Origin of the sequence: Chryseobacterium sp. ZHDP1, from assembly GCF_018603435.1 — a bacterium.
GTDB classification, from domain to species: Bacteria; Bacteroidota; Bacteroidia; order Flavobacteriales; family Weeksellaceae; genus Chryseobacterium; species Chryseobacterium indicum.
In genome coordinates, this window is the sequence record NZ_CP075682.1 from 3,996,096 (window position 1) to 4,022,310 (window position 26,215).

General features: G+C 36.2%; 23 protein-coding genes. 12 read left to right on the forward strand and 11 right to left on the reverse strand.

The window, feature by feature from the left end:
- Position 1 precedes the first annotated feature (1 nt).
- Positions 2-652: an NAD(P)-dependent oxidoreductase gene (locus tag KKI44_RS18520; protein ID WP_214588652.1), complete on the forward strand. Its 651-nt coding sequence runs from the start codon at positions 2-4 to the stop codon at positions 650-652.
- A gap of 74 nt (positions 653-726) precedes the next feature.
- Here KKI44_RS18520 and KKI44_RS18525 read toward each other — a convergent pair whose 3' ends face one another.
- A complete protein-coding gene (locus tag KKI44_RS18525) occupies positions 727-1,740 on the reverse strand; it encodes a M23 family metallopeptidase (RefSeq protein WP_214588653.1) in 1,014 nt (337 codons plus the stop codon).
- A 228-nt stretch (positions 1,741-1,968) separates the two neighbouring features.
- On the opposite strand from KKI44_RS18525, the gene KKI44_RS18530 reads away from it, so the two are divergent.
- The 7 genes from KKI44_RS18530 (at position 1,969) to KKI44_RS18560 (ending at position 10,266) form a co-directional block, all read left to right on the forward strand.
- Complete coding sequence (locus KKI44_RS18530) at positions 1,969-3,006, forward strand: NAD(P)H-dependent glycerol-3-phosphate dehydrogenase (protein ID WP_214588654.1); 1,038 nt, start codon at positions 1,969-1,971, stop codon at positions 3,004-3,006.
- Between the two features lie 208 nt (positions 3,007-3,214).
- Positions 3,215-4,720: a malate dehydrogenase (quinone) gene (gene mqo / locus KKI44_RS18535; RefSeq protein WP_214588655.1), complete on the forward strand. Its 1,506-nt coding sequence runs from the start codon at positions 3,215-3,217 to the stop codon at positions 4,718-4,720.
- A gap of 80 nt (positions 4,721-4,800) precedes the next feature.
- Positions 4,801-5,202: a hypothetical protein gene (locus KKI44_RS18540; protein ID WP_214588656.1), complete on the forward strand. Its 402-nt coding sequence runs from the start codon at positions 4,801-4,803 to the stop codon at positions 5,200-5,202.
- Positions 5,203-5,267: 65 nt separating this feature from the next.
- Complete coding sequence (locus KKI44_RS18545; RefSeq protein WP_214588657.1) at positions 5,268-5,882, forward strand: DUF1684 domain-containing protein; 615 nt, start codon at positions 5,268-5,270, stop codon at positions 5,880-5,882.
- 3 nt (positions 5,883-5,885) lie between these two features.
- Positions 5,886-6,359, forward strand: a complete 474-nt coding sequence (locus KKI44_RS18550; protein ID WP_214588658.1) for a GNAT family N-acetyltransferase — start codon at positions 5,886-5,888, stop codon at positions 6,357-6,359.
- Between the two features lie 145 nt (positions 6,360-6,504).
- Complete coding sequence (locus KKI44_RS18555) at positions 6,505-7,314, forward strand: glucose 1-dehydrogenase (RefSeq protein ID WP_214588659.1); 810 nt, start codon at positions 6,505-6,507, stop codon at positions 7,312-7,314.
- Positions 7,315-7,608: 294 nt separating this feature from the next.
- Positions 7,609-10,266, forward strand: a complete 2,658-nt coding sequence (locus KKI44_RS18560) for an MGH1-like glycoside hydrolase domain-containing protein (protein WP_214588660.1) — start codon at positions 7,609-7,611, stop codon at positions 10,264-10,266.
- A gap of 40 nt (positions 10,267-10,306) precedes the next feature.
- Here the strand turns inward: KKI44_RS18560 and recO are convergent, their stop codons facing one another.
- From recO to KKI44_RS18580, 4 genes are read right to left on the reverse strand one after another with little or no spacing between them, the layout of a single operon-like run.
- Positions 10,307-10,993, reverse strand: coding sequence for a DNA repair protein RecO (gene recO, locus KKI44_RS18565; RefSeq protein ID WP_214588661.1), 687 nt, complete (start codon positions 10,991-10,993; stop codon positions 10,307-10,309).
- Entirely contained in the window at positions 10,993-13,278 is a 2,286-nt protein-coding gene (locus KKI44_RS18570; protein WP_214588662.1) for a T9SS type A sorting domain-containing protein, read from the reverse strand. The genes recO and KKI44_RS18570 overlap by 1 nt, the downstream gene beginning before the upstream one ends.
- A 2-nt stretch (positions 13,279-13,280) precedes the next feature.
- Positions 13,281-14,231, reverse strand: a complete 951-nt coding sequence (locus tag KKI44_RS18575; protein ID WP_214588663.1) for a bifunctional metallophosphatase/5'-nucleotidase — start codon at positions 14,229-14,231, stop codon at positions 13,281-13,283.
- Complete coding sequence (locus KKI44_RS18580; protein WP_214588664.1) at positions 14,231-14,998, reverse strand: 5'-nucleotidase C-terminal domain-containing protein; 768 nt, start codon at positions 14,996-14,998, stop codon at positions 14,231-14,233. Before KKI44_RS18580 ends, KKI44_RS18575 begins: the two co-directional genes overlap by 1 nt.
- Positions 14,999-15,180: 182 nt before the next feature.
- Here KKI44_RS18580 and dapA point away from each other — a divergent pair, with 182 nt between their 5' ends.
- The 4 genes from dapA to KKI44_RS18600 all read left to right on the forward strand — a co-directional run bounded on the left by dapA (position 15,181) and on the right by KKI44_RS18600 (position 17,993).
- A complete protein-coding gene (dapA, locus tag KKI44_RS18585) occupies positions 15,181-16,053 on the forward strand; it encodes a 4-hydroxy-tetrahydrodipicolinate synthase (RefSeq protein ID WP_214588665.1) in 873 nt (290 codons plus the stop codon).
- Positions 16,054-16,177: 124 nt separating this feature from the next.
- Entirely contained in the window at positions 16,178-16,675 is a 498-nt protein-coding gene (locus KKI44_RS18590; protein ID WP_214588666.1) for a GNAT family N-acetyltransferase, read from the forward strand.
- A gap of 296 nt (positions 16,676-16,971) precedes the next feature.
- Complete coding sequence (locus KKI44_RS18595; protein ID WP_214588667.1) at positions 16,972-17,550, forward strand: helix-turn-helix domain-containing protein; 579 nt, start codon at positions 16,972-16,974, stop codon at positions 17,548-17,550.
- Positions 17,547-17,993, forward strand: a complete 447-nt coding sequence (locus KKI44_RS18600) for a response regulator (protein WP_214588668.1) — start codon at positions 17,547-17,549, stop codon at positions 17,991-17,993. The genes KKI44_RS18595 and KKI44_RS18600 overlap by 4 nt, the downstream gene beginning before the upstream one ends.
- A 572-nt stretch (positions 17,994-18,565) precedes the next feature.
- Here KKI44_RS18600 and recG read toward each other — a convergent pair.
- The 6 genes from recG to KKI44_RS18630 all read right to left on the reverse strand — a co-directional run bounded on the left by recG (position 18,566) and on the right by KKI44_RS18630 (position 26,120).
- Entirely contained in the window at positions 18,566-20,650 is a 2,085-nt protein-coding gene (recG, locus tag KKI44_RS18605) for an ATP-dependent DNA helicase RecG (RefSeq protein ID WP_214588669.1), read from the reverse strand.
- A gap of 69 nt (positions 20,651-20,719) precedes the next feature.
- Positions 20,720-21,253, reverse strand: coding sequence for a thioredoxin family protein (locus tag KKI44_RS18610; protein WP_214588670.1), 534 nt, complete (start codon positions 21,251-21,253; stop codon positions 20,720-20,722).
- A gap of 39 nt (positions 21,254-21,292) precedes the next feature.
- Positions 21,293-22,804, reverse strand: coding sequence for a peptide MFS transporter (locus KKI44_RS18615; protein ID WP_214588671.1), 1,512 nt, complete (start codon positions 22,802-22,804; stop codon positions 21,293-21,295).
- A 156-nt stretch (positions 22,805-22,960) separates the two neighbouring features.
- A complete protein-coding gene (locus KKI44_RS18620) occupies positions 22,961-23,461 on the reverse strand; it encodes a MoaF-related domain-containing protein (protein WP_214588672.1) in 501 nt (166 codons plus the stop codon).
- Positions 23,462-23,598: 137 nt separating this feature from the next.
- Entirely contained in the window at positions 23,599-24,180 is a 582-nt protein-coding gene (locus KKI44_RS18625) for a Crp/Fnr family transcriptional regulator (protein ID WP_214588673.1), read from the reverse strand.
- A gap of 185 nt (positions 24,181-24,365) precedes the next feature.
- Entirely contained in the window at positions 24,366-26,120 is a 1,755-nt protein-coding gene (locus KKI44_RS18630) for a peptide MFS transporter (protein ID WP_214588674.1), read from the reverse strand.
- Positions 26,121-26,215: the final 95 nt, after the last annotated feature.

The following is a 26,215-nucleotide window of genomic DNA, read 5'->3' on the forward strand; positions in this document are numbered from 1 at the left end:
TATGAAAAAAGTAGCAGTAATAGGAGCGACAGGTTTTGTAGGAACTCAGGTTGTAAAAGAATTATCCAACAGAGGATATCATGTAGAAGCCATTGTAAGAGATGCTTCAAAAGTGGAGCAAAACGAAAAAATAACAGCTAAAAGCGTTGATGTAAACAAAACAGACGAATTATCAGAAGCTTTAAAAGGAAATGATGCCGTAATCAGTGCTTTTAACGCGGGATGGACCAATCCTAATTTGTATGATGACTTTCTGAATGGATCTGTAAATATCGAAAAAGCAGTTGAACAATCCGGTGTAAAAAGATTTATTACTGTGGGCGGGGCAGGAAGTCTTTATATTGATGGAAAACAACTGGTAGACGGACCAGATTTTCCTGCTGAGATAAAACCGGGAGCAACTGCGGCAAGAGATTATTTAAACAAAATTAAAGAAAATGAAACCTTAGACTGGACATTTTTCAGTCCGGCAATTGAAATGCATCAGGGAACGGCAGGCGTAAGAACCGGAAAATACAGAACCGGTCTGGAGAGCCCTGTTTTTGATGAAAACGGAAGAAGTGTTCTTTCCGTAGAAGATGTGGCGGTGGTTTTAGTAGATGAACTGGAGCAAAATAACCACATCAGAGAGCGTTTTACAGCAGCCTACTAATTTTTTTAAGATATGTTTTTAAAGTTTCGGCGGCACCAAAGGTGCCGCCGAAACTCTATATTTTAGATCTTAATTTAAAGATTCATAAACAACTTTGGATTTACCGGAGTATTGTTCTTATGTACCTCATAATGAAGATGAGGTCCGGTAGAACGACCCGAATTTCCGGATTTGGCGATAACCTGTCCTACTTTCACTTTATCATTCACTTTAGCGACCAACTGCGACAAATGTCCGTAAAGAGTTGCCAGTCCGTTTCCGTGAGAAACGATCACACAATTTCCGTATCCTCCTTTCTGTCCGGAAAAAATAACCGTTCCGGCTGCAGTTGCCACGACATCTGATCCATAAGCCACGGCAATATCCAGTCCTTTATGAAACTGCATCTGGTCTGCTTCTGCAGGAGCATTATTCTTTTCTACTGGTTTTTCAGATCCGGCTGCAACAGATTTTGCTGACGAAGCAGGAGCGGGAGCTGCAGAAGGAGCTTTCGGAGTTACCATTACTTTTACCTCTCTTTTGTTTCCATAGCTGTCTGTTACTTCTATGATTTTTTCTACAGGTTCAGCTTTTACTTCCGGAGCCGCGGCGGCAACAGCAACAGCAGCAGGTTTGGCAGCACTGCTTTTTACCGAAGCTAAAACGGTTTTAAAAGGAATAGGGTTCTTTCTCACTCCGAAATTAGATGAAATATAACCTTCAGTCGGCATTCCCAAAGGAACTTCCAGTAACTTTTTCTGAAGGTTCATCAGATACTGGCTGTAACGGTTTGCCTGTTTTGCCAGATAGATAGAGTTGGAGATACTGTCTTTGCTCAGAATAGTAACTTTTTCGTTGGGAACATCCTTAGATTTAAGGAAAGAATTCAGCTCCGCTACGGTTTGATCTACCAGTGTAAGATCAGTTTTCATTTTCAGGTAATCTACACTGTCTTTTTCAGTGTTTATCTTTACAAGGTTCACTTCATAATTTTTGTTGTCCTTTTCCGAATACAACTTTGCAATGAAAATACCTTGCGCAAAAACTACTAATAAAAGTCCTCCTAAAAGCACATTTATGTTCTTTTTACTGCTTAGAAATTTCTTCATTTTTCTTCTCTTAGTATAATTACAAAACGGTTTTAAGCCTGCAAATTTAATTAAAAATAAACTTTCAGGCTTATTTTTAACAAAACTTTAGTTTTTTCTGTAATTAACGGTCAATTAGATATTTAATTGTGTTCAAGTGTTAATTTTGTCTAAATTTGGGTTTTATCATGCCTCGAAAATCCTTCTTTCCGTCTTTGTTTTAATATATTTGCAGTTCACATTTCTATTATGGCTAAAAAGAAAACAAATATAGAATCGAACCCGAAGAAAAGCAAAAATGACGTTGCGGTAGGAGTAGTCGGAAGTGGAAGTTTTGCGACTGCTATTGTGAAAATGCTTGTAGAGAACTGCAAAGTTGTACACTGGTGCGTAAGAAATGAGTACGTAAAAGGAGCGATTGAGCAGAGAGGTCATAACCCGACTTATCTTACAGCAGTTAATTTCAATCTTAAAAATCTTAAGCTTACAACCGATGTCAACGAGCTGGTTTCTGCCTGTGAAATTATTGTTTTGGCAACACCGTCGATCTATCTTTCCGATACGCTGGAGAAAATGACCTGTGATTATCAGAATAAAATTTTTGTTTCTGCCATAAAAGGAATTATTCCGAAGGTAAATGATGTGGTCGCTCATTATTTAAGAGATGAATTTAAAATAGGCTTCAGAAATCAGGCAGTTATTGCAGGGCCTTGTCATGCAGAAGAAGTGGCGATGGAAAGGCTGTCTTATCTTACTGTTGCAACGGTAGAAGATGAGGCTTCACAGAAACTGGTGGATATTTTCAATTCAGATTTTATTAAAATGCATTCCAGCAAAGATATCTTAGGCAACGAATACAGTGCGATTCTTAAAAATATTTTCGCTATCGGAGCCGGAATTGCGAGTGGATTGGGATATGGAGATAACTTTACCGCTGTTTTTGTTTCCAATGCGATCCGTGAAATGGAGACTTTTCTTGAAGCCATCTACGAAGCGCCGAGAGACGTGAACGAAAGTGCTTATCTCGGAGATTTACTGGTTACCGCGTATTCATTATTTTCCAGAAACAGAAACTTGGGAAATCTTATAGGAAAAGGATATACCGTAAAATCGGCAATCCAGTCAATGAACATGATTGCAGAAGGTTATTATGCAGCCAATTCTATTTACAAAACCTCAAAGGAAAAAGGATTGAAACTTCCGATTGTAGATACGATTTACGGAATTTTATACGAAGGGAAAAATGCAGAAAAACAGTTTAAAAAGCTAACTGCCAAACTGAATTAATCTGAATTTTAAATCATACAGGGCATCCGCAAACTTTGCGGATGCTTTTTTTTAAAGGTTTCGGCGGCGAAGCCGCCGAAGCCTTTAAAAAAATACTATACAGACAATAATAAAAACTCGGTTTTTTCCCAAAAACTCATGTTAAAATCGTTTAACAAAGCCGATTTTCAATAACTTTTCCCGAACTTTGACCTATAAAATTTAAATTATGTCACAATCGCTTACAAGCAGAACGCCGAAACCAAAATACGACGTTGTTCTAATAGGTGGCGGAATTATGAGTGCCACTTTAGCAACATTATTACACGAATTTGATCCTGAGCTCGAAATAGCTATTTTCGAAAGGCTGGGAAGGTTTGCCAAAGAAAGTACAGCAGCCTGGAATAATGCTGGAACAGGTCATTCAGCGTTTTGTGAGCTTAATTATACTCCCGAAAAACCCGACGGAACCATTGATATTTCCAAAGCAGAAAGTATTGCCGAACAGTTTGAAATTTCAAAACAGTTCTGGTCTTACTTAATTACCAAAGGTTACATCAGCGAACCGAAGGATTTCATCAATTCCTGTCCGCACATGAGTCTCGTTTTTGGAGAAAAAGATGCAGAATATCTTAAAAAACGTCATGAGAAAATGTCAGAATCCGTTCTGTTTAAAGGAATGGAGTTTTCAACCGATCACGATAAATTGAGAGAATGGATTCCTTTGGTAATGAGCAAAAGAAATCAGTCTGAAGTAATGGCGGCAACCAAAATGAATATGGGAACAGATGTTAATTTTGGAACATTAACCAGAAAAATGGGAAGACATTTGCTGGAAGATTCCAATGTTGAAGTTTTCCTGTACCATGAAGTTAAAGACATCGATCCGAAAGAAGACGGAACCTGGGAAATGAAAGTGAAAGACAGGATTCATAATCACAAACAGGAGGTAGAGGCGGATTTTGTATTCATAGGAGCAGGAGGATATGCTTTGCCGTTGTTAGACAGTTCAGAAATCAAAGAAAGCGAAGGTTACGGCGGTTTTCCGGTTTCCGGACAATGGCTGGTAAGTCATAATCAGGAATTGGTGGAAAAACATCAGGCAAAAGTATATACACAGGCAACGGTGGACGCACCTCCAATGTCCGTTCCTCATTTGGATTTAAGAATTATTGACGGAGAGAAAGCCCTTCTTTTCGGACCTTTTGCAGGATTTTCAACTAAGTTTTTAAAAGAAGGAAGCTATCTGGATCTACCTGAAAGTGTGAATACTAAAAATTTGAGATCGCTTTTCGGAGCTTGGTGGCATAATATTCCCTTAACGAAATATCTGGTTCAACAGGTGGCAATGACGAAATCCCAAAGAATTCAGCATTTGAGAGAATTTATTAAAGATGCCAAAGAAGAAGACTGGGAACTGAAAGTTGCCGGACAACGAGTTCAGATCATTAAAAAAGATGAAAAACACGGCGGTAAACTGGAATTCGGAACTGAAGTAGTAGTGAATAAAAAAGGAACCATTGCTTCACTATTGGGAGCTTCTCCGGGAGCGTCTACAGCAGTTTATGCAATGCTGAGCGTGCTTGAAAAATGCTTCCCTGAAAAACTTCATGGCGAGTGGAAAGAAAAACTGCTGGAAATAGTGCCTTCTTATGGACAGAAACTGGCAGACAATCCTGAACTTACAGAAAAAGTAAGAAACTATTCAAAAGAAAAATTGCAGCTGAAATATTAAAAAAAGTGATTAAAGAATAGTCAGATTTCAAATTAAAATACTAAATTAGAGGAACTGACTATTTACTTCACAAAGAAATTATGTCAGAAACAATTGTAAAACCGGTGATCGTGAAAGAATTATTAGAATCCCTCCAGATTAAGATGGAAGAGGAACGGCAGGTAATTGTACATTGCTGTTTTCCGGCTTCACCATTCTTTGGGAACTTCATCAGAATCTGGCAGTCTACCTATCTTTTTGATAATCAGTCAGAACATCAGAGCAAACTAATTCATGCAGAAAATATTACCATCTATCCCGACTGGACTCCGGTTCCGTTTATGAGAGATTTCTGGTTTACACTCGTGTTTTCAGGATTGCCGAAAGATTGTGAAAGTTTTGATTTAAAGGAGGTTATTCCGGAAGAAGGCGGGTTTTTTGTGGAATCCATTAAACGAAATTCATCTGACATCTACCGTGTGAAAATTTCAGAATCTTACTGAAAATTTAATTCGCTGAATAGCTTATTTACAGTAAAATTTTCATCGTAAATCATAGTTTTAAGTTCATGAAAAAATACATATTCATATTTTTACTTTTTCCACTTTTGATATTCTCTCAAAAGATTTCAAAAGAAGAAACTGAAATTAAAAAATTTCAGAAAGAACTCAATGCAGAATATTTAAACCCGAAAGAAACGCCTTTGCGTGGAGATAACTTTAAAAATTTTAAGCAGCATCCTTTCTTTCCGATCAATTTAAAATACAGAATTACTGCAAAATTCCAGAAAACGGAAAACGCAGAACCCTTTGATCTTCCCACATCTTCAGGAAAAACAAAACCTTACAGAGAATTTGGAAAAGCGACATTTCAGTTAGACGGAAAATCATATACATTAACGCTGTATCAAAGTCTGGATTTAATCAGACAGAAAAAATACAAAGACCATTTATTTCTGCCTTTCCGTGATGCCACCAACGAAAAAGAAACCTATGGCGGTGGAAAATATCTCGATTTAACGGTTCCGAAAGGCAAAACCATTATTCTGGATTTTAATAAATCGTATCATCCTTACTGTGCCTACAACGCTTACGATTACAATTGTCCCGTTGTTCCCGAAGAAAATAAACTGCCGGTTGAAATTCGGGCAGGAGTAATGTATGAAAACATTTATCATCATTAAATTATGGTAAAATTAAAATTTTTTGAACCGAAAGATTTTCCTGGAGTAAGCTATACTTTGGACGAAACGCAATTGCAATACACCGCTCCCGCAGAACAGGCATTACAGAAAATTGAAGAACGAAGCGATACCCTTGCTTTTCCCATAACCATTCTGGAGAATAATCTTCCGGTCGGCTTTTTTGTGCTGGATTTCGGAAATGATAAATTAGATATCACAGACAATCACAATTCCATGTTACTGCGTTCCCTTTCTGTAAATCCTCAACTGCAGGGAAAAGGAATCGGAAAAGCTGCAATGATTCTTCTTGATGAATTTGTTAGAGAAAACTTCAGAGACTGCAATGAGATTGTTCTTGCAGTGAACCAAAACAATAGTTCTGCTTACGAATTATACCTTAAAGTCGGCTACAAATTCGACGGAAAAACAAGAATGGGCAGAAGCGGAATACAATATCTGATGTACAAAAAACTGTAAACATAATTTCTGAAAAGATCATCGATTCCATAAAACGAGTTTAGCTTAATCCGCAAAAAAGTAAACTTTAAGAAATTTTTAATTTGAATTTTCATGTTTGGCGTGAAACTTTCACCTAAATTTGAGTAACATCAAATAATAAAACATGGAAATATCTCTTCACAACCAGGTTGCTGTCGTTACCGGAGCTTCCAGCGGAATTGGTTCTGGAATTGCAAAATCACTCGCTTCAGCAGGAGCAACCGTAATTGTTAATCACTCTTCAGAACACTCTTTAGATGAAGCAAAAGCCGTTTTAAAAGAAATTACCGATGCGGGCGGAAACGGAATAACCTATCAGTGCGATGTTTCCAAAGAAGATCAGGTTATTAAAATGTTTCAGGATGTGGTTTCACAATTCGGCACAGTCGATATTCTCATCAACAACGCAGGCGTTCAGAAAGACGCAAAATTCACCGAAATGACGCTCGATCAGTGGAATACCGTCATTGGCATCAATCTTACAGGGCAGTTTTTGTGTGCAAGAGAAGCCATTAAAGAATTTCTTCGCCGTGGTATCGATCTTTCGCGTTCCGTTGCCTGTGGAAAAATTATTCACATCAGTTCTGTTCACGAAATCATTCCTTGGGCAGGTCACGCCAATTATGCTTCAAGCAAAGGAGCCATCAGAATGCTCATGCAGACTTTGGCGCAGGAATATGGTGCAGACAAAATCCGTGTCAATTCCATTTGTCCCGGAGCAATTCAGACGCCCATTAACAAAGCTGCGTGGAGTACTCCCGAAGCTTTAAATTCCTTATTAGACTTAATCCCTTACAACAGAATCGGGCAGCCACAGGATATCGGAAATATGGCGGCGTTTCTCGCAAGTGATCTTGCAGATTACATCACCGGAGCCAGTATTTTCGTAGATGGCGGAATGACAACTTTCGAAAGCTTTTCAACAGGGGGATAATTCTTTGGGCGCACAATTCCGGCTTTCACTACTCGCTTTTTTGTGCCTTTGCTTTTTCCGGAGCTTACAAAAAGAGCTCAGACAGACCGTTCAATCCGGAGCGCATTGCAGCCGAAGCAGAGAAGAAAGTCTTTCAAAAATCAATTGTTACTGATGAATCCGTTTCACTGTCAATTTTAAAATAATCATTTAAATTATCATTCTGAAAACCTCATAGGTTTTTAAAACCTATGAGGTTTCCCAAAACAATAAAATATTCATAGATTATTGGTTAATCATCATTTATAAAAAAACATGAAAGAAAAAGAAAGACTGTCCGACGTTACATGGAAAAAATGGGGACCTTACGTCAGCAACCGTGAATGGGGATTGGTACGTGAAGATTACAGCGCAGATGGTGATGCATGGAACTACACCAATCACGACATTGCGGAAGCCAAAACCTACCGTTGGGGAGAAGAAGGAATCTGCGGCATCTGCGATGACCTTCAGAAGCTTGTTTTTTCAGTCGGATTCTGGAACAAAAAAGATAAAATGGTGAAAGAACGCTTCTTTGGCTTATCAAACGGTCAGGGAAACCATGGTGAAGATGTAAAAGAATATTTTTACTATCTTGATTCCACGCCTACGCATTCTTACATGAAAATGCTGTATAAATATCCTCAAAACGCATTTCCCTACGAAGATCTCATAAAAACCAATGCGGAAAGAGGAAAAGAAAATCCCGAATATGAATTAATCGATACCGGAATTTTCGACCAAAACGAATACTTTGATATTTTTATTGAATACGCCAAAGAAAGTCAGAACGATATTCTGGTAAAACTAACGGTCGTCAATAAGTCAGAACAAGAAGCTCCGTTAATCATTCTGCCTACAGTCTGGTTCAGAAATACATGGAATTGGGGATATAATAATTACAAACCTCAGATGAATGCTGAAAATTCAGATTGCATCAGGATTAATCATCAGGATTTAGAAATCAAAAATGTATACGCAGGAAATGCTCAGAAAGTATTATTCTGCGATAATGAAACGAATAATGAAAGATTGTATCATTCTCAAAACCAGTCAAAATATACAAAAGACGGAATCAACGATTTTGTCATCAACGGAAATTCCCAGTCTGTAAATCCAAAAGATTTTGGAACAAAGGCTTCCTTTTTCATCGACGAAAATTTTAAGCCAAAAGAAACAAAAACGTTTGAATTAAGACTTTCGGATCAGGATTTAAAACAGCCTTTTCAGGATTTTGAGGAAATTTTCGTTTCAAGACAAAAAGAAGCAGACGAATTTTATGAAGACATTCAGTGCGGAATAAAAACAGAAGACGAAAAACTGGTTCAGCGACAGGCTTTTGCAGGAATGCTCTGGAACAAAATGTTCTATCATTATAATGTGGAACGTTGGCTGAAAGGAGATCCGTCACAGACTCCCCCTCCAAAATCCCGTGAACACATCAGAAATTCTGAGTGGAAACACCTCAACAACGAACACATCATTTCAATGCCCGATAAATGGGAATATCCGTGGTACGCAACGTGGGATCTGGCTTTTCATACCATCAGTTTTTCATTAATTGATCCCGATTTTGCAAAACATCAGCTCAAACTGTTTCTTTTTGAGTGGTATATGCATCCAAACGGACAGCTTCCGGCTTATGAATGGGATTTTAGCGATGTAAATCCTCCCGTTCATGCATGGGCTGTTTTCAGGGTTTTTAAAATTGATGAATATCTGAAAGGAAATCCTGATCTGCAATTTCTGGAAAGTGCTTTTCAGAAACTCCTGATGAATTTTACATGGTGGGTCAATAAAAAAGATAACAACGGAAATAATATTTTCGAAGGAGGATTTTTAGGACTCGACAACATCGGTGTTTTCGACCGGAATATGCCTCTTCCCAACGGAGAACATCTTGAGCAATCCGACGGAACAAGCTGGATGGCAATGTTTGCTTTAAATATGATGAGAATTGCTCTGGAACTTGCTTTGTATAACAATGTGTATGAAGAAATGGCGATGAAGTTTTTTGAGCATTTTCTGGCAATTGCCAATTCTCTGGATAATATGGGTGAAGAATGTTTCAGTTTGTGGGATGAGGAAGACGAATTCTTTTATGATGCCATTGCTTCGAGCGATGGAGATCATATGTATCTGAAATTAAGAACTATTGTCGGGCTTATTCCCATGTTTGCAGTTGAGGTTATCGATGACGAAATGATTGAAAAACTTCCGAATTTTAAGAAAAGAATGACCTGGGTTCTGGAAAATAAACCTGAACTGGCTGCTTTGGTTTCTCATTGGGAAGTAAAAGGTAATGAATCCAAACACTTACTTTCTCTTTTACGAGGACATCGTTTGAAGAGATTATTAAGCAGAATGCTCGATTCGAAGCAGTTTTTAAGCGAATTTGGTGTTCGCGCGCTTTCAAAAGAATATGAGGAAAATCCTTTTACCCTAAATCTCAACGGAACAGATTATAAGGTAAAATATACTCCCGCAGAAAGCGACAGTGGATTATTCGGCGGAAACAGCAATTGGCGCGGTCCGATCTGGTTTCCGATTAATTTTTTAATAATTGAAAGTCTGCAACGCTTCTTTTTCTATTACAGTCCCGATTTTTTGGTGGAATATCCTACCGGAAGCGGAAAATATTCCAACCTTGACGAAATTGCAGAGGCTTTAAGCAGAAGACTGTCTTCATTATTTTTGAAGGATGAACATGGAAACCGTCCTTTTAACAGTCAGTATCCCAGATTTCAGACCGATCCGGATTTTAAAGACTATATTTTATTCTATGAATATTTTCATGGAGATACCGGTCGCGGTGTAGGAGCATCACATCAGACAGGCTGGACAGGACTTATTGCCAAAATTTTAATGCCAAGATTTTCCAGAAAAAATATCGCAGAATCTGAAACCGAAACACCGAAAAATGTGGAATTTTAAATCAATAATATCTTACTTAACGCTAATTCTCCTGTATTAATCATTCAAATATCTGCTGAATGACTTCCAGAGAAGCAGGAATTTTAAAATCGGTGATATGATAATGATAATACACAAGTAAGCTGTCGAGAAATTCTTTTCTGAAATTGGAATGTATTTTAATACTGTAAGGATTTTCAGCCGATAAAATGGTTTTCCAAATGGCTGAAACTTCTTCAGTAAAGAGTTGATGCATTATTTCAAGCGTGAAAGTTCCGGTTTCCGGATCAAGAAATTTCCCCGAATTAAGTAATGGCGCAACACCCTGAATTTTTAAAATTTTAATTAAAAAAATTAAATGAGACTGATAATTCCGGTTTTCCAGCTCATCTGTAAATTCTTCAAGACAGAAAAAAATGTGATGGTTTTTGTTTTCATGTCTCAGATTTTGGTTTAAAAAATCTGAAATAAAAAATACAACCGTATTACAGCGAATATCCGTATAAATATCGTTGCTTTTAATCAGTTCAAATTTTGAAATTGTCTGGATTCCGTTTCCTTTTACAGGATTTAAAGAGAAATTAAGTTTGCTTAATGGAAGAAGAAGGGCTTTTTTCTTATTTTTCTTAGCGTAAATTCCTTTTAAAAAATAAGGCTGAAACCCGTCCTCTTCGGTGAAACAATGCAGGACCGCATCATTTTCACCATATTTTATATAAGATAATAAAAATCCGCTTTGTGAATTCATTAATTTACGACAGCAATCTTTGCCGTAGCTTTATCGGAGCCGTCCTCATTGGTCATTAATACAAAATAAACTCCGGAGGCAACTCTGGTTCCTCTCTGGTTATTAAGATCCCACTCATAATATCCACCTCTTGCCACTGCGGAATGTACAACGTTTCCGGCGGCATCAGCAATTCGGATGTTGGTAACTTCTGCTAAACCTTTAATAGTAACTTTTCCTTTAAAATTAGAATAAACTACAGGGTTTGGATATACCAGAACGTTTCCAAAATTTGATGTTACATCGGCAACATCTCCCTGATACGTCACAATTCCGTCATAAGAAACAAAGTATACTTTTCCAGTTTTTTTATCAACCTTAATGTCCGTAATTGTATTTGTTGGGAGTGGAGAATTTTCTTTGGTAAAATGTTTAATCGTTTGCTGTCCATCAGCAGAAAGATAATACACTCCGCCGCCGTCAACAGAAACCCACTTATGATCTCCAGCATCTACTTCGATCTGTAAAATCTGTCCGTCTCTGAAGAGTTCTTCCCCCAATCCGTTCTGTTCTATGATGATAGGTTCCATCTTTGCTGTAGAAGGGGTTTTTATTGCTGAAACAGCATTAGAAAGAACTCTTAATCCCACATCTGTACCAATCCATGCGTCCCCCGATTTATCGACAGCTACAGAAATCGTTCCATTTGCTGTGGTTGGGAAGCCATTGGGCTGGGTTAAAATATAGGCAGTATCGTCCGATGTACTTTGCGTTTTCTTTGTATCATACGCTATAAAATTACTAGTTCGCGGCGTAGGAATAAAAAGAAGTCCTTCACTATATAAAGCTTTTTGTGCCGCTCCAAATTGAGAAGTTGTGTTTTTTATCACGAAATCATCTGTTGTTCTGTCATAGGCTCCGATAGCAGTATAAGGCCCAAGTGCGGCACCATCACCAGAGAAAGCTATAGAAGCAAACAGATTATTGGAATCATCAAAGATTAAACCTACAGGTCGTCTTGTGAAGATATTGGTGGTTCCTAAATCATAACTTTTGACTAAAGTAAAATCTTTGCTCCCTGCATTGTATTTCATTTTATAAATTCCGCGTGCACCATTGAGCATATAGTTTGTGAAGAATACATCAGTTGGATTTACTGGATCTGCTACCACGTCCAGAACATTAAAAATTGTAGAGCTACCTTTAAAATATGAAGGATATATCCAGCTCATTCCGTCAAAATAATAAAATCCTGGATTTTTTGGATTGATAATTGCGGTATTAAACCGAGCTTCTCTTCCTCCAGTTGAAACCAAAATCTGATTTTCACCATAGAGGCTGATTTTGTAGGCATAATTGAGATAAGGACCATCCGGCTTGAAAGTATTTCCGCCTTCATTTTTAATTCCTGAAAAAGCAGTTCCTCCATAAACACTGCTTCCAACCGTTGTTGCAGTATTGCACTCTTCTCCGAAAGTTACATTCCCGTTGAAAGTTCCGTTGGTACTGAATGTATACACTCTGCTCGCATCTGTAACGACAATATTGTTACTTGTAACAACTACATCACGTACATTAGTGAAGGATTGTGATAGAGCAGTCGGAGTTCCGTTATTATAAAGATAGGCTGTATTTCCGGAAGAAAAACTTAATACTCCTTCAGAATCTATATGGCTGAATGAGCCCGGCAATTCCGTAGTCCATGTTGAAAAGACAGGAAAAGTGGTATTCATTTCATGGCTTCTAAGACCGGTATTGGTAACAGAAAAAACTTTATTTCCGAAAATAGTAGCTTCGTTACTTGCCTGATAAACGCCTCCTGATAAAAAGAATGCTGAATCTTTAAATTCTTTCTTTTTTAAATCGAAAATTGAGACTCCATATCCTACAGAAATCACAGCAAGATCGCCGGTAATCGATATATGATTGATTTTTTTGCTTCCGTTGTATCCTGTTGCAATAGGAATATCTACAACATAAGTAATCCCATCCGGAGTGATTATATCCAGTGAACCGTTTTGATAACCTACCAATCCGATTTTATTCTGTGGATTATAATCAAAAGCCGAAACTTTAACCTCATGTAAACCGTTTGCCTTAGAAAGTTTGGTAATTTCGCCGGTAGAAATGGTATAATAAAAAATCCCGCTGTCTGCTGCTGCAACTATTTTTCCATTATCTTCTTTCATGGCAAGAATATTATTATAGGAAAATAAATCTGCCCATTTTTTTGAAGAAATAGTCTGTGCATGTGCAACTTGCAGGGATGCTAAAATACCAAGAGAGATTAAAGAAAGTTTTTTCATGCTTATGCTTTTATGCTGCTGTCTATTACCTGATTATTCCAGGAAATATGTTTTACATTTTTATTAGTATCAAAAAAGAAATCTATTCTGCCGAGCAGAAGACCTGCCCATCCTACCTGATTTACCAGAACATTTTTACCCGCTCTGTTGGTAAAAGTCTGGGGTTCCGGCAGGAAGGTATGGGTATGACCGCCCAGAATAATATCAATATTTTCTGTTTTGGCAGCTAAGATTTTATCACTTATTTTATTGGGTTCGTCTTTGTAATCGTAGCCTATGTGTGAAAGGCAGATCACAAGATCACATTTTTGTTCATTTTTCAGGAAGTTTGAATAATGTTGGGCAACATCTACAGGATCGGAGTAAACCGTTTCTCCATATTGTTTTTTGCCAACGAGCCCGTCGAGTTGAATTCCCACTCCGAAAATTCCCACTTTGATTCCGTTTTTATCGATAATCTTGTAAAGAGAAGTTTTCCCGTCCAGAACTGTATTTTTGAAATCGTAATTTGAACAGATGAAAGGGAATTTTGCATTCGGCAAAACCTTTAAAAAACCGTTCAGTCCATTATCAAAATCATGATTTCCCATCGTGGAAGCATCATACTTCATCATCGACATTAATTTGAATTCCAGTTCCCCTCCGAAAAAATTGAAATAGGGTGTTCCCTGAAATATATCTCCCGAATCCAGAAGTAAAACATTGCTTTCCTGGTTTCTGATCTGCTGTATTAAACTTGCTCTCCTTGCAAAACCTCCCTGATTAGGATTTTTCGTATAGCTTGCGTCAAAAGGCTCTATTCTGCTGTGCTGATCGTTGGTGTGAAGAATAGTAAGTTTCGTTGCGGACTTTAAATCAAGAATGTTTAATTCTTCCGCCATCATCATATTGGGAGCTAAAGCCATTGCTAAAGTTCCGCCTCCTATTGCTTTTAAAAAACTTTTTCTATCCATTACTTCTTACCGATAAAATTTAAACGAACATCTGTATTAGAAACTACTTCAGGATTTTTCTTAAAATAATCAATGAAAAGATCTCTTAATTTCATTCCTGTAGGAATCATTTCTCCTTTCGAGAAGAATTTCATATTATCGCCTCCCAATGCAAGATAGTCTGAAGTTGCAAGATAATAATCCTGATCCGGATTTACTGCCTTTCCGTTGATTAAAGCTTTGGTTAGCTGTTTATTATTGGTTTCTATATATAAATGAGAAACAGGATTGTTTACCTGATGTTCTGCATAATAATCAAAAAGTCCATGTAGATCGCTGCCTTTCATTTTTACGATAATTACTTCATTTTCAAAAGGCATCACTTCAAAAACACTTTTCAGTAAAATATCTCCTTTCCCGATCGTGGTACGGATTCCTCCGATGTTGATGAGGGCTGCGTCTACATTTTTCTGTAAATTTTTCTTTGCCCATACATCAGCTCCGTCGAAAGTATAATCTGCTAAAAGATTGCCTAAATTACTGTTATCCCCCTGTTTTGTAAGATCTGTATTGGTATGAGAGATCTTTTGGTTCATTTCTTTGTCCAGTTTCAGTTTGTAAGGTTCAATAATTTTTACAAATTCCTCATCATTTTTCAGCTCATTATTAATAGAAATATTTTTCTGCGTTCTCACATTCGCAATCTGCATGGAAGAAGCCGAAGAAGCCGTCTTACAAGCCGAAAGAGTAGCCAGAGCAATTCCTAATAACAAGAATTTATTTTTCATACGCTGTAAATTATTTATTAAAGCATCTGTACTTATCAGTCTATTGGATAAACATTTTAGCAGATAACTTAGCCATACTTTTTTTAGTATATGCAAATATAATTATATGTATAATAAAACATTATTAATTATTAGAAATTCTTCTCGTAAATGATTAAATTTGGCAAAAATAATTCTAACAGATGAGCATTTTAAAAGGAGTAGGTGTTGCTTTGGTAACGCCCTTTAATGAAGATTTATCCGTAGATTTCGAAAGTTTAACAAAATTGGTAGACTACAATATCGAAAACGGAACCAGTTATTTAGTTGTTTTGGGAACTACAGCGGAAGCTGCAACACTTTCTGCTGAAGAAAAAAAACAGGTGGTTGAACACATCATTAAGGTTAATAATAAACGCGTTCCTTTGGTTTTAGGGATTGGCGGAAATAATACTCTTGAAGTAAAAAAACAGATTGAAGAAGCTGATCTTTCTGAATTTACAGCAGTACTTTCTGTGTCTCCTTATTATAACAAACCTAATCAGGAAGGGCTATATCAGCATTACAAAGCGTTGGCTTCCACAGGAAAAAATATTATCATTTATAATGTACCTTCCAGAACAGGGCAGAATGTTGAAGCAGAAACAACACTGCGTCTGGCAAAAGAATTTCCGAACCTGTTCCTGATTAAAGAAGCGGCTCCGAATATTCTTCAGTATTTTGATATATTAAGAAAAAAACCGGAAGGCTTCAATCTGGTTTCAGGAGATGATGAATATACACTTCCTGTAACTTTGGCCGGTGGAGCAGGGGTAATTTCTGTAATCGGACAGGCTTATCCTAAAGAATTTTCTACCATGGTTCAGTTAGCTTTTGATAAAAAAGTGGATGAAGCGTATGAAATTCATAACAAGCTGGTTGAGATCACAAGACTAATTTTTGCAGAAGGAAATCCTTGTGGAGTTAAGGTAATTTTGGCAGAAATGGGAATCATCAAAAATTATCTGAGACTTCCTTTGGTAGCTGCTTCAGAAGGTCTTCATGTAAAAATTAAAGCTGAAATGGCGAATATTTAAAAGAGAATTGCAGTCATCTGCTTTAAAATGAACTGTGAATTTGCAATAACATTTGAAGCAATACTAAAAATATCAGGTGAAAGATAAGTTCTTTCACCTTTTTCAATTTTTAAAATTTAATTATATGAAATTAATAGAAGCTACAGAAAAAGATATTCCTCTGATTCAGAATTTGGCAAGAAGATCCTGGGAAAGTGCCTATTCAGGAATTATTTCTGCCGAACAGATTAATTATATGTTGGGAAAAATGTATTCTAAAGAAGAAATTTCTACACATTTGAAGAATCCTGATTATCATTATTTCTTGATTTTTGATGAAAATAACAATTCTTTTGAAGGCTTTATGGGATATGAAAACGGATATGAAGAACAGACAACCAAACTTCACAGGATTTATCTAGTTCCTGAAAGTAAGGGAAAAGGTTTCGGAAAAGAAGCCCTGAATTTTTTAAAGCAGAAAATTTCTGAGAGTAATGATAAAAGAATTATTCTGAATGTAAATAAAGAAAATAACGCTAAAAAGTTCTATGAATCTCAGGGTTTTAAAGTGTATGATGAAGTGGTTCTGAATATTGGAGACGGTTTTGTTATGGATGATTTCCTGATGGAATTTGTATTTTAAGATGCTGCAGATTGGAATTTTATAAATCTTAAACATAATTCTATAAAATGTGATTTATTTATTTTGTCCATCTTTGCAATACCAAATCACCTAAAACAGTACATTCATATGCTTGGTGCTAAGCTTTTTTAGCTTTTTATCAGTATATATTTTTTTTCATCCTTAGTGTTTAAATTCCTGTATTAATTAATGCAGGAATTTTTTATTTATGCTAGAAATAACAAATTTCAATTATATCACATATAATTGAAATAAAATTTTTATATTTACAATAAACATAAAAGGATTTATAAAAGATGAAAATGTACGTAAAGTTTGACTTTAATACCCTCTGTAAAAAAATACTTGACGAAAAGCTTCGGGAGCATGGTCTCAAGTACAGGCTTTTGAACTTTGGTGAAGTAGAATTCTATGAATCTCTTACCCAGGAACAGCACATAACTTTCAAAAAAAATCTGGAAGATTACGGAATAGAAATTATTGAAAATCAGAAAGCTGCATTGGTACAGAAGATTAAAGATGCCATTGTGGAGCTGATCTCTTCGGAAGAAGGTATTTCTGTAAAAGCTTCCATCTATATTTCTGAAAAGCTGAATCACAGCTACGGATATCTTTCTAATCTGTTCTCTGAAATTACCCATACGTCTATCGAAAACTTTCTTATCATCCGTAAAATAGAGTTTGCAAAAGAGCTCATTATAAGTAAAAAGCTTAGTTTTACGGAAATTGCTTACCGTCTGAATTACTCGAGTGTGGCACATCTAAGCACACAGTTTAAAAATACTACCGGCATGACGCCTTCGCAATTCCAGAAAATTATTGCACTGAGAAGGAAATTCTCACATACAAATGAACAATATCTGAAGGCTGTATGATCAAAGATTATCTGAATATCATTCTTGTAGAAGAAGATGAAGGAAAAAGGATTTTTTTTGAGAATATATTCAAGGATTCAAAAATAGCCATAAGAGCAAATGTTCTTCATCATATACAATCTGCTTTACAATCATTGGCTGAAGAAGATATTCCTGTTCCTGAAATATTATGGATCAGTAAAGATATGATCGAAAAATATGCTTCTGAATTTTTATCTGAAATTAAAGGAGATATCAAGTTTAATAATACGATTCTTGTTATTTATTCAGATAATTTTAAAAATGAAGACAAAGATGAGTTTCTGGTTAAAGGAGCGAATATAGTAATGGAACTTCCTGATAATTATAATAATATGAAAAAAATAGTGAACGAAATTATTGCTATAAACTGGCAGTATCATACTTCAGGATTCAACAGGAATAATTTTATCATGAAACTGTGAAAAATTATGGTTAAATTATTTTGGAATTAAAATTAAAGTTTTATATTTGTAAAGTAATACTCACACAAAGGTGATAATTAAGTAGAGAAGATACTTATATTGTCTGTGAAGCATTACCGAAATTGAAACACAGATTTATTATATCAAAAAAACGATAAATGAATGAATAACAATTGTTTCAATCTTGAAATAAATTATATAAATCACAATGTTAGTTAAACAAAATGAATTATAATAATTTCCAATTAAAAGCGCAGAAGATCTTTAAACAAAACGGTACAATCATGAAAACTCAGTACTGCCAAAGGAATATATCGTTTCATTTTTCAAATCCTTTGTCAGAAACCTAGTTAGTTTTTATAAATAAGCAATTGGAAACATAATTCATTTTGTTTTTTTACTTTAATTTTTAAGCTTAAACATCATAACATTATCATATCAACACACCACATCACAAAATATTAAGCGAAAAGCGAAGTGAATTTTTAAAGAAGTAAAGTAAATTTTCTTCAAATAACAGTTTTATAAGGGGAAGCCGCGTGAAGACAAGATCTTTTCGCGGTTTTTTGTTTTCAGGAGATTTTACTCCATTTGTTTTTACCGTTATAATTTCTCAGATAGTAATTCTTAATGATCTGATTTTCCGGTCTTGATAACAGTGGATCGGCTTCTAAAATTCTTTCTACCGTCTTTTTTGTTGCCTTAATAATAGCAGAATCATTCACAAGATCCAGCCTTTTAAAATCTACAACACCGCTTTGCTGGGTTCCCAGAATATCTCCTGGACCCCGAAGCTGCATATCAACCTCAGAAATTTTGAAGCCATCGTTGGTTTCTACCATTGTTTTTATGCGGGTTCTGCTGTCTTTAGATAATTTATCCGAAGTCATCAGAATACAATAACTCTGTTCCGCACCGCGACCGACGCGTCCGCGAAGCTGGTGGAGCTGCGAAAGCCCGAATCTTTCAGAACTTTCAATAACCATTACAGAAGCATTCGGAACATTTACCCCGACTTCAATTACTGTTGTGGCAACCATAATTTCTGCTTTTCCGGAAGCAAAATAATTCATAGCGGCATCTTTTTCATCAGGTTTCATTTTTCCGTGAAGCATGGTTACATTGTAATGTGCGAAATTATCCATCACATTTTCCAGACCTTCCATCAGATTTTTGTAATCTAAAGTCTCCGATTCTTCAATTAAAGGGTACACAAAATAAACCTGTCTTCCTTTCTGGATTTCCTCACGGCAGAAGTTATAGACATAAGCTCGGTCTTTTTCTCTTCGGTGAGCCGTAATGATAGGCTTTCTTCCGATAGGAAGTTCATCAATAACCGAGACATCAAGATCAGAATAAAAGCTCATCGCGAGAGTTCTCGGAATCGGAGTTGCCGTCATGACCAGAATATGAGGAGGAATTTTATTTTTTGCCCAAAGTTTTGCTCTTTGTGCCACCCCAAATCTGTGCTGTTCGTCGATAATTGCCAAACCGAGATTCTTAAATTTCACTTTATCCTCCAGAACGGCATGGGTTCCTACAAGAATAGAAAGTTCACCATTTTCCAGTTCTTCATGAATTTTATTCCGTTCGGACTTTTTGGTGGAACCTGTTAAAAGCCTGATTTTAACTTCCGTTTTTTCTAAGAGCTCTTTAATTCCGTTATAATGCTGCTGAGCAAGAATTTCTGTAGGAGCCATGATGCAGCTTTGGAAACCATTGTCTTTTGCTATAAGCATCGTTAAAAGAGCAACCATGGTTTTTCCGGAACCTACATCACCCTGCAAAAGACGGTTCATCTGGATGGGACGTTTCATATCCATCCGGATTTCTTTAAGTACTCTTTTCTGAGCTCCCGTTAAATCAAACGGAAGATGATTTTCATAAAAATCATTGAAATAATCTCCGACGATCGGAAAAGGATTTCCTGCCGTATGGCTTTTATGGTGAAGTTTTTTCAGTCCGAATCCTAACTGAAAGAAAAATGATTCTTCAAATTTTAAGCGGTAATTGGCTTTCTCAAAATGTTCCATATCCTTCGGAAAATGAATATTGAGATAGGTGTGCTGTCTTGATAAAAACTTAAATGCCTTTAAAAGATAATCCGGAAAGTTTTCGTAGATCAGATTAGGGATTTCTTTGCAGATATTTCTTAACACAACCTGAAAAAATCGTTGATTCAGCCCTCTTTTGGTGAGTTTTTCAGAACTTGGATAAATTGGTCTTAGCCTGTTTTCGGAATCTTTCTTTTCTTCGATTTCTATTTCCGGATGCGGCATAGAAAACTGATTATTGAAAACATTGATTTTCCCGAAAATAAAAACTTCCTTATTCACAGGAAGCTGTTCTTTCAGCCATTTTGAATATTGGAACCATACCAGATCCATTGATCCTGTTTCGTCATTGAATTTTGCTGAAAGTCTTTTAGTTTTTCCGGTCTGTATTTCCTGAATGTTTGTGATTCTTCCTTTCAGCTGTACGTCTGTGGAGAGGTCTCCGAGCTGCGAAACCTTGTGAACTTTGCTTTTATCCAGATAACGGAGCGGGTAGAAGTTCAGCAGATCTTCCACGGTGGAAATTCCCAATACACTTTTGATAAGTTTGGCTTTTTCCGGACCGATTCCTTTTACGTATTCTATGGAGGTTTCTAAAGTCATTTTAGGAGCCACGAATTTCGGGAAAAATTAGAAATTAAAAAAGGCTCTCATTACTGAAAGCCTGTATTTTTATTCTTTTATTTTAGATTTAAATTTTTTCTGATAATCTTCCCACTGCTCCCGCGAACGTATTTTCTTGAAAAGATCTTTAGAAATAAATTCCAGATAAGGTTCTAATTCCTTTGCGGATAATTCTCCCTGTAAAATGGTGATCGGATTACCGCTTTCATCCAGAAAAACCGTACTCGGAACGGCTGCAACATTCATATACTGAGTGAATTCGTGTAAGGAATTTCTTCCTTTCTTATGTTCTGTATTCGGATTAGAAAACTTTCTGCCGAAAATTTCAATTTCTTTTTTATCTTCCGCATTAAATTTTACCGGATAGTAACTCTCATTCAGCATATCAGAAATTACCTGATGTCCGTATGTTTTTTTATCCATGATCTTACACGGACCGCACCAGTCTGCGTAAAAATCGATAAGAATTTTTTTAGGATTTTCTTTTTGTGCTTTCAGTGCTTCTTCAATCGTCATCCATTTTACCTGCGCAAAACTGAAAGTGACCAGAAAGAGTGCTATTAAACTTATAATTTTCTTCATGATTTGGTATTTTGAAGTAAATGTAAGCATTTACTATTTTTATTTTACATCCTGCATTAATTTTTTCACAAGCGGGGAAATCAAAATTAGTACCAATCCGGCAATTACGGCATATAATCCTAATTGTTTATATCCATCGGTGTAAGTGATCAAAGAATCATAATTCGTAGAACCTTCTTTTGCAGTCGCCAGACCGGCTCCGATGATTCCCGCGACATACTGACCGTAAGCAGATGCCAGAAACCACATTCCCATCATCATTCCCTGAAGATTTTTTGTAGATAGCTTCGTCATGATGGATAAACCGATGGGAGAGAGGCATAATTCTCCCAGAGTGATAACGAGTAAAGCAATGGTAAAGAAATTAAGAGAAGTAATACCCTGAAGATCTGCAAAAAAACGGGTGGCGAATAAAATATAATATCCCACACCTAAAAAGACGAATCCCAGACCAAATTTAATGATGGTGTTCGGTTCAATTTTTCTTTTACCCAACCAAATCCAAAGTAATCCGATTAAAGGAGCTAAAAAGATAATGAAGAAGGCACCTCCGGAATTATTAACTCCATTCGGATCTAATCCTAATAGATCTTTATTTAAATTTTTTGCCGCAAAAATACTTAATGAACCGCCGCTTTGTTCATAAATTCCCCAAAATAAAATTGAGAATAGAATGAAGACTAAGGCTGCCCAAAGTTTGTTTCGTTCAGCAGTAGTCACTTTAGTCATTTCATAAAATAAATAGATTAATGTAATCGGACCAATTGTCCACATAAAATAATCTGTATATTCTGTTTTTGCAACCATTACCATGATAATCGGAACGAAGATTAATGATAAAACATACACTCCGTATTCCTGCCATTTCGGGATAGGTGCAGATTTTGTCTCATTTTCAGGATGTCCCGGCTGAAGCCCGATTGTTCCTAAACTTCTTTGGGTAAAAACAAAATTTATTAAACTGATGACCATTACCACTGCAGCTAATCCGAATGCAATATTCCATCTTAACATTTCTGGAATTACATCTGATAAAATCTCTCCTTTTCCGATGGCAATACAAAAGTATCCACCCAGTAATGCTCCAAGGTTAATTCCTGCATAGAAAAGTGAAAATCCGGCATCAGCTCTTGAATCATTCGGTTTATAAAGCTGACCGACCATTGATGAGATGTTGGGTTTAAAGAAACCTGTTCCCACTACGGTAAACGCGATTCCCAGAAAGAAAAATTTGTGAGGGTCTGTCGCAAGAATTAAACTTCCGACGATCATTAATAGTCCGCCCCAAAACAGAGATTTTCTGAAACCTAAAATTTTATCTGCAAATAGACCACCGATAAAGGTAAACGCATAAACAAAAGCCTGCGTGGCGCCATATTGAAGATTGGCTTCACTTTCATGAAAATTAAGCTGCGAGATCATAAAGAAAACAAGCATTCCTCTCATTCCGTAAAAGCAGAAACGTTCCCACATTTCGGAGAAGAACAGACTCCAGATCTGTTTCGGATATTTGCCTTTAAAATTTTGTATTTCGTCTAAAGTTAAACTCATAGGTCAGTATGATTAAGTTTTAATTAAATTTTCTGTAAAATAACGGGAAAAGTCATTACCAAAGATAGTTTGCATTCAAATATTGTTTCGAATTTATATTTGAAGGATATTAATCTATACAAATTTTCAGTCTTGTTGCAGGCTTTGAGGTTGTACTTACTTTACCATCTCAATTTTTCCATCCACAAATAAAGATTTTCTCTTTCCTCTCGGGCTTGAATCGTCAGCAAAACTCCAGAATGATTTTACGGTTCCATCTTTAGTATTGACTACCTGACTTACTGTCCAGCCGTCTTTTTCTATCCAGTTTAAGAAATGCAGATCTTCACTCAGCTTCTTATAATCCATTTTTTCATCGCCTTCATTAATCAATCCGTTTTTATCGGTTGTTTTCCAGTGCAGCGTTGAATCTTTGTGGTAAGTTACTTCTGCTCTCATTTCCGGAAATGTAATAATGGCTTTTTTTCCGAGAAGTTCAGAATTGGCTGATGTTCTTTTTTCTGGGAGATTTTCGTTTTTACGGTTGCAGGACAATACAACGGCTGCCGCTAAAAATCCGTATATCGTTGTTTTCAATGTAGCGGCAAAGCTGTTTCTGATCAGTTTATCCATTTTAGGCTGAACAGTATTGATTTTAATGGTTTTTAAATTTTGCATTTGTGTTTTCATTATGGATAATAAAGAGGATGAATATCGTTTAAATTTTATCTTATAATTGAGCATATTGGCTGTTACAAATATCTGTAAGCATATTGCTTCAAAACATTGAACAAGTTCAATAAATGAAGTCTGAATTATTTTTTGTTAACTATTTTTTTTCTTATTCTGCTCACAAATTCATGACTGATACCTAAATATGCAGCGATTTGCACATTGGTTAACCTTTGGTAAAGCTGAGGGTATTTCTCGATGAAATCAGTATATCGTTTATCTGCTGTTTTGCTGAGGTTATCAATCATTCTTCTTTGCAGGGCAACGTGTGTTTTTTGTGTCATTACACGAAACAGCTTTTCGATTTTGGGCAGGTTTTTGTAAGCAAACTCCTTGTCTTTTTTAGAAATGATTAAAACTTCACTGTCTTCCAGTGCTTCTATGTTCAGTTGAGACGGTAGTTCATTTGTAAAACTATCAATATCAGTAATCCACCAGTCTTCTGTGGCAAAGTTCAGGATTTGTTCTATTCCGTCAGAATCAATATGATAGGTCTTGAATAGCCCTTTTATTACAAAACCTTCAAACTTACATATTTCCCCTTCTCTTAATAAAAACTGCTTTTTTTTAATGATCTTTTTTTGGAATAAGCTGTAAAATTGTGCTGATTCATCTTCAGAAAGAGTAATGTGCTGCGATATATTATTTTTAAAAATTTCTGTCATACTTCAATTATCATTAATGCTTTTTTACCTTTTAATAGAAGAGGTTTATATTTCTGTCCGCTGACGAACAATCACTTAAATTCTTTAATATGAATTTGTAATTATATTTGCTGTCATGCAGATAATTACTAAAATAAAAAAAACCTCCGACTTAGCGGAGGTTCTTGTATTTTATTTGATGCAATTTAGTTTACACCGTGCATCATTTTCTTTAAAATAGGTGAAATTAATGCTAAAATTACAGCAGCAATACCACAAAGAACAACGAATACCATGAAGAATTCAAATAAATTGTGGATTTCAAAACCTGCAAAAGTAGGATTAGCTAAAGGCAATTGCGCTTTTTCAAAAGCCGCTGCCTGATCTGCAGTTAATGTTACTTTTTTATCTAAAACATCCTGAAGATTAATTCCCATTTCCTGTGCCTTAGAGAATTTATCTCCCGTTGCAGGAATCAATGCTCCCAAAGAACCTGCTAAAGCATAACCTGCAGCATTGGAAATAAAGAATACTCCGTATAATAAGGATGCAAATCTTTTTGGAGCCAGCTTACCTACCAATGATAATCCGATAGGAGATAAACAAAGTTCACCACAAGTCTGAATAAAATACAGTAACATTAACCATTTGATAGCCAATAATCCTGAGTTTCCTAAATCTTTTACGTTATGTGCGATGATGAAGTAACTTAATGCGATCAGAGCAAGTCCCATTGCCTGCTTCATCGGCGAAACCGGCTCTTTTCCTTTTGCTCTTAATTTGTCCCAGATTAAGCTGAAAGGAACGGCTAAAACCACAACGAAAATACCGTTGAAAATCTGTACCATCGAAGGAGGCATATTCCATCCTAAGATATTTCTGTCGGTCTGATTATCTGCGATAAAAGTTAATGAAGATCCCGCCTGCTCAAACGCTGCCCAGAAGAAAATAATAAAGAACGATACGATATATATTACCCAAATTCTCTGTCTTTCCACTTTATTTTCAGCAGAACTCATGATTAAGAATGCCAGAGAAATTCCTGCTGCATAAATGAAGGGATAAATAATTCCTTTAATCAGCTGTCCCATTTCTACGGCTTTAAATCCGAATTCTCCCACCAAAAGATATCTGAAAGCAAAGAAAAGAATAACGAATAATCCTCCTGTAATTCCTAATGCCGATCCGGAGAATTTAGCAGTCTGTGTTTCTCCTTCTTCAAAATCTGCACTTGTATTGTTTTTAGGTAATCCACCGATAGGTCTTCCTTCCGGTGTAACAACATATTTATTTTTAAGAATAAAGAAAGTAATGGTACCGATTATCATTGCAATGGAAGCAGCAAGGAATCCCCATTTGAAGGCGAAAATATCTCTTACACCTGTTGTCGCATCTTTTACGTCTCCTACGTACGGACAGATAAACTGTCCTAAGAATGCTCCAATATTAATTCCCATGTAGAAAATTGTGAAAGCAGAGTCCAGTTTTGATTTTTCCCGCTTTGGATAAAGGCTTCCTACCATCGAAGAAATATTCGGTTTGAAGAATCCGTTACCGAAAATGATGATGAATAGAGCAAGCCACATGATGGTTTTTGCTGCATCCAGACCTCCCGAAAACGTAGAAGCACTGATGAAAAGCAAAAACTGACCAACTGCCATTAAAGATCCACCGATTAAGATGGCGTTTCTGTTACCGATATATTTATCGGCGATGAAACCTCCCAAAAGCGGAGTAAGATAACATAAAGCTAAAAATCCACCGTAGATGATTGCTGCATCAGCTTCTTTTATCAATAAGGAATTTACCATGAAGAGCGTTAATAAAGCTCTCATTCCATAAAAGTTGAAACGCTCCCACATTTCTGTTCCGAAAAGAACCCACAATCCTTTCGGATGTCTGGAATTCTTGTTCTCTACAAATTCATCCGGCTTCGGACTCAATGCTTCAGTATTATCCATTTTTATTGTTAATTTTTGTTAAGACTGACAAATATAGTTTTTTTTGTGTTTTCGGCAAGGTTTTAATTTTATATTTAAATAAAAAAGCTGCAGAA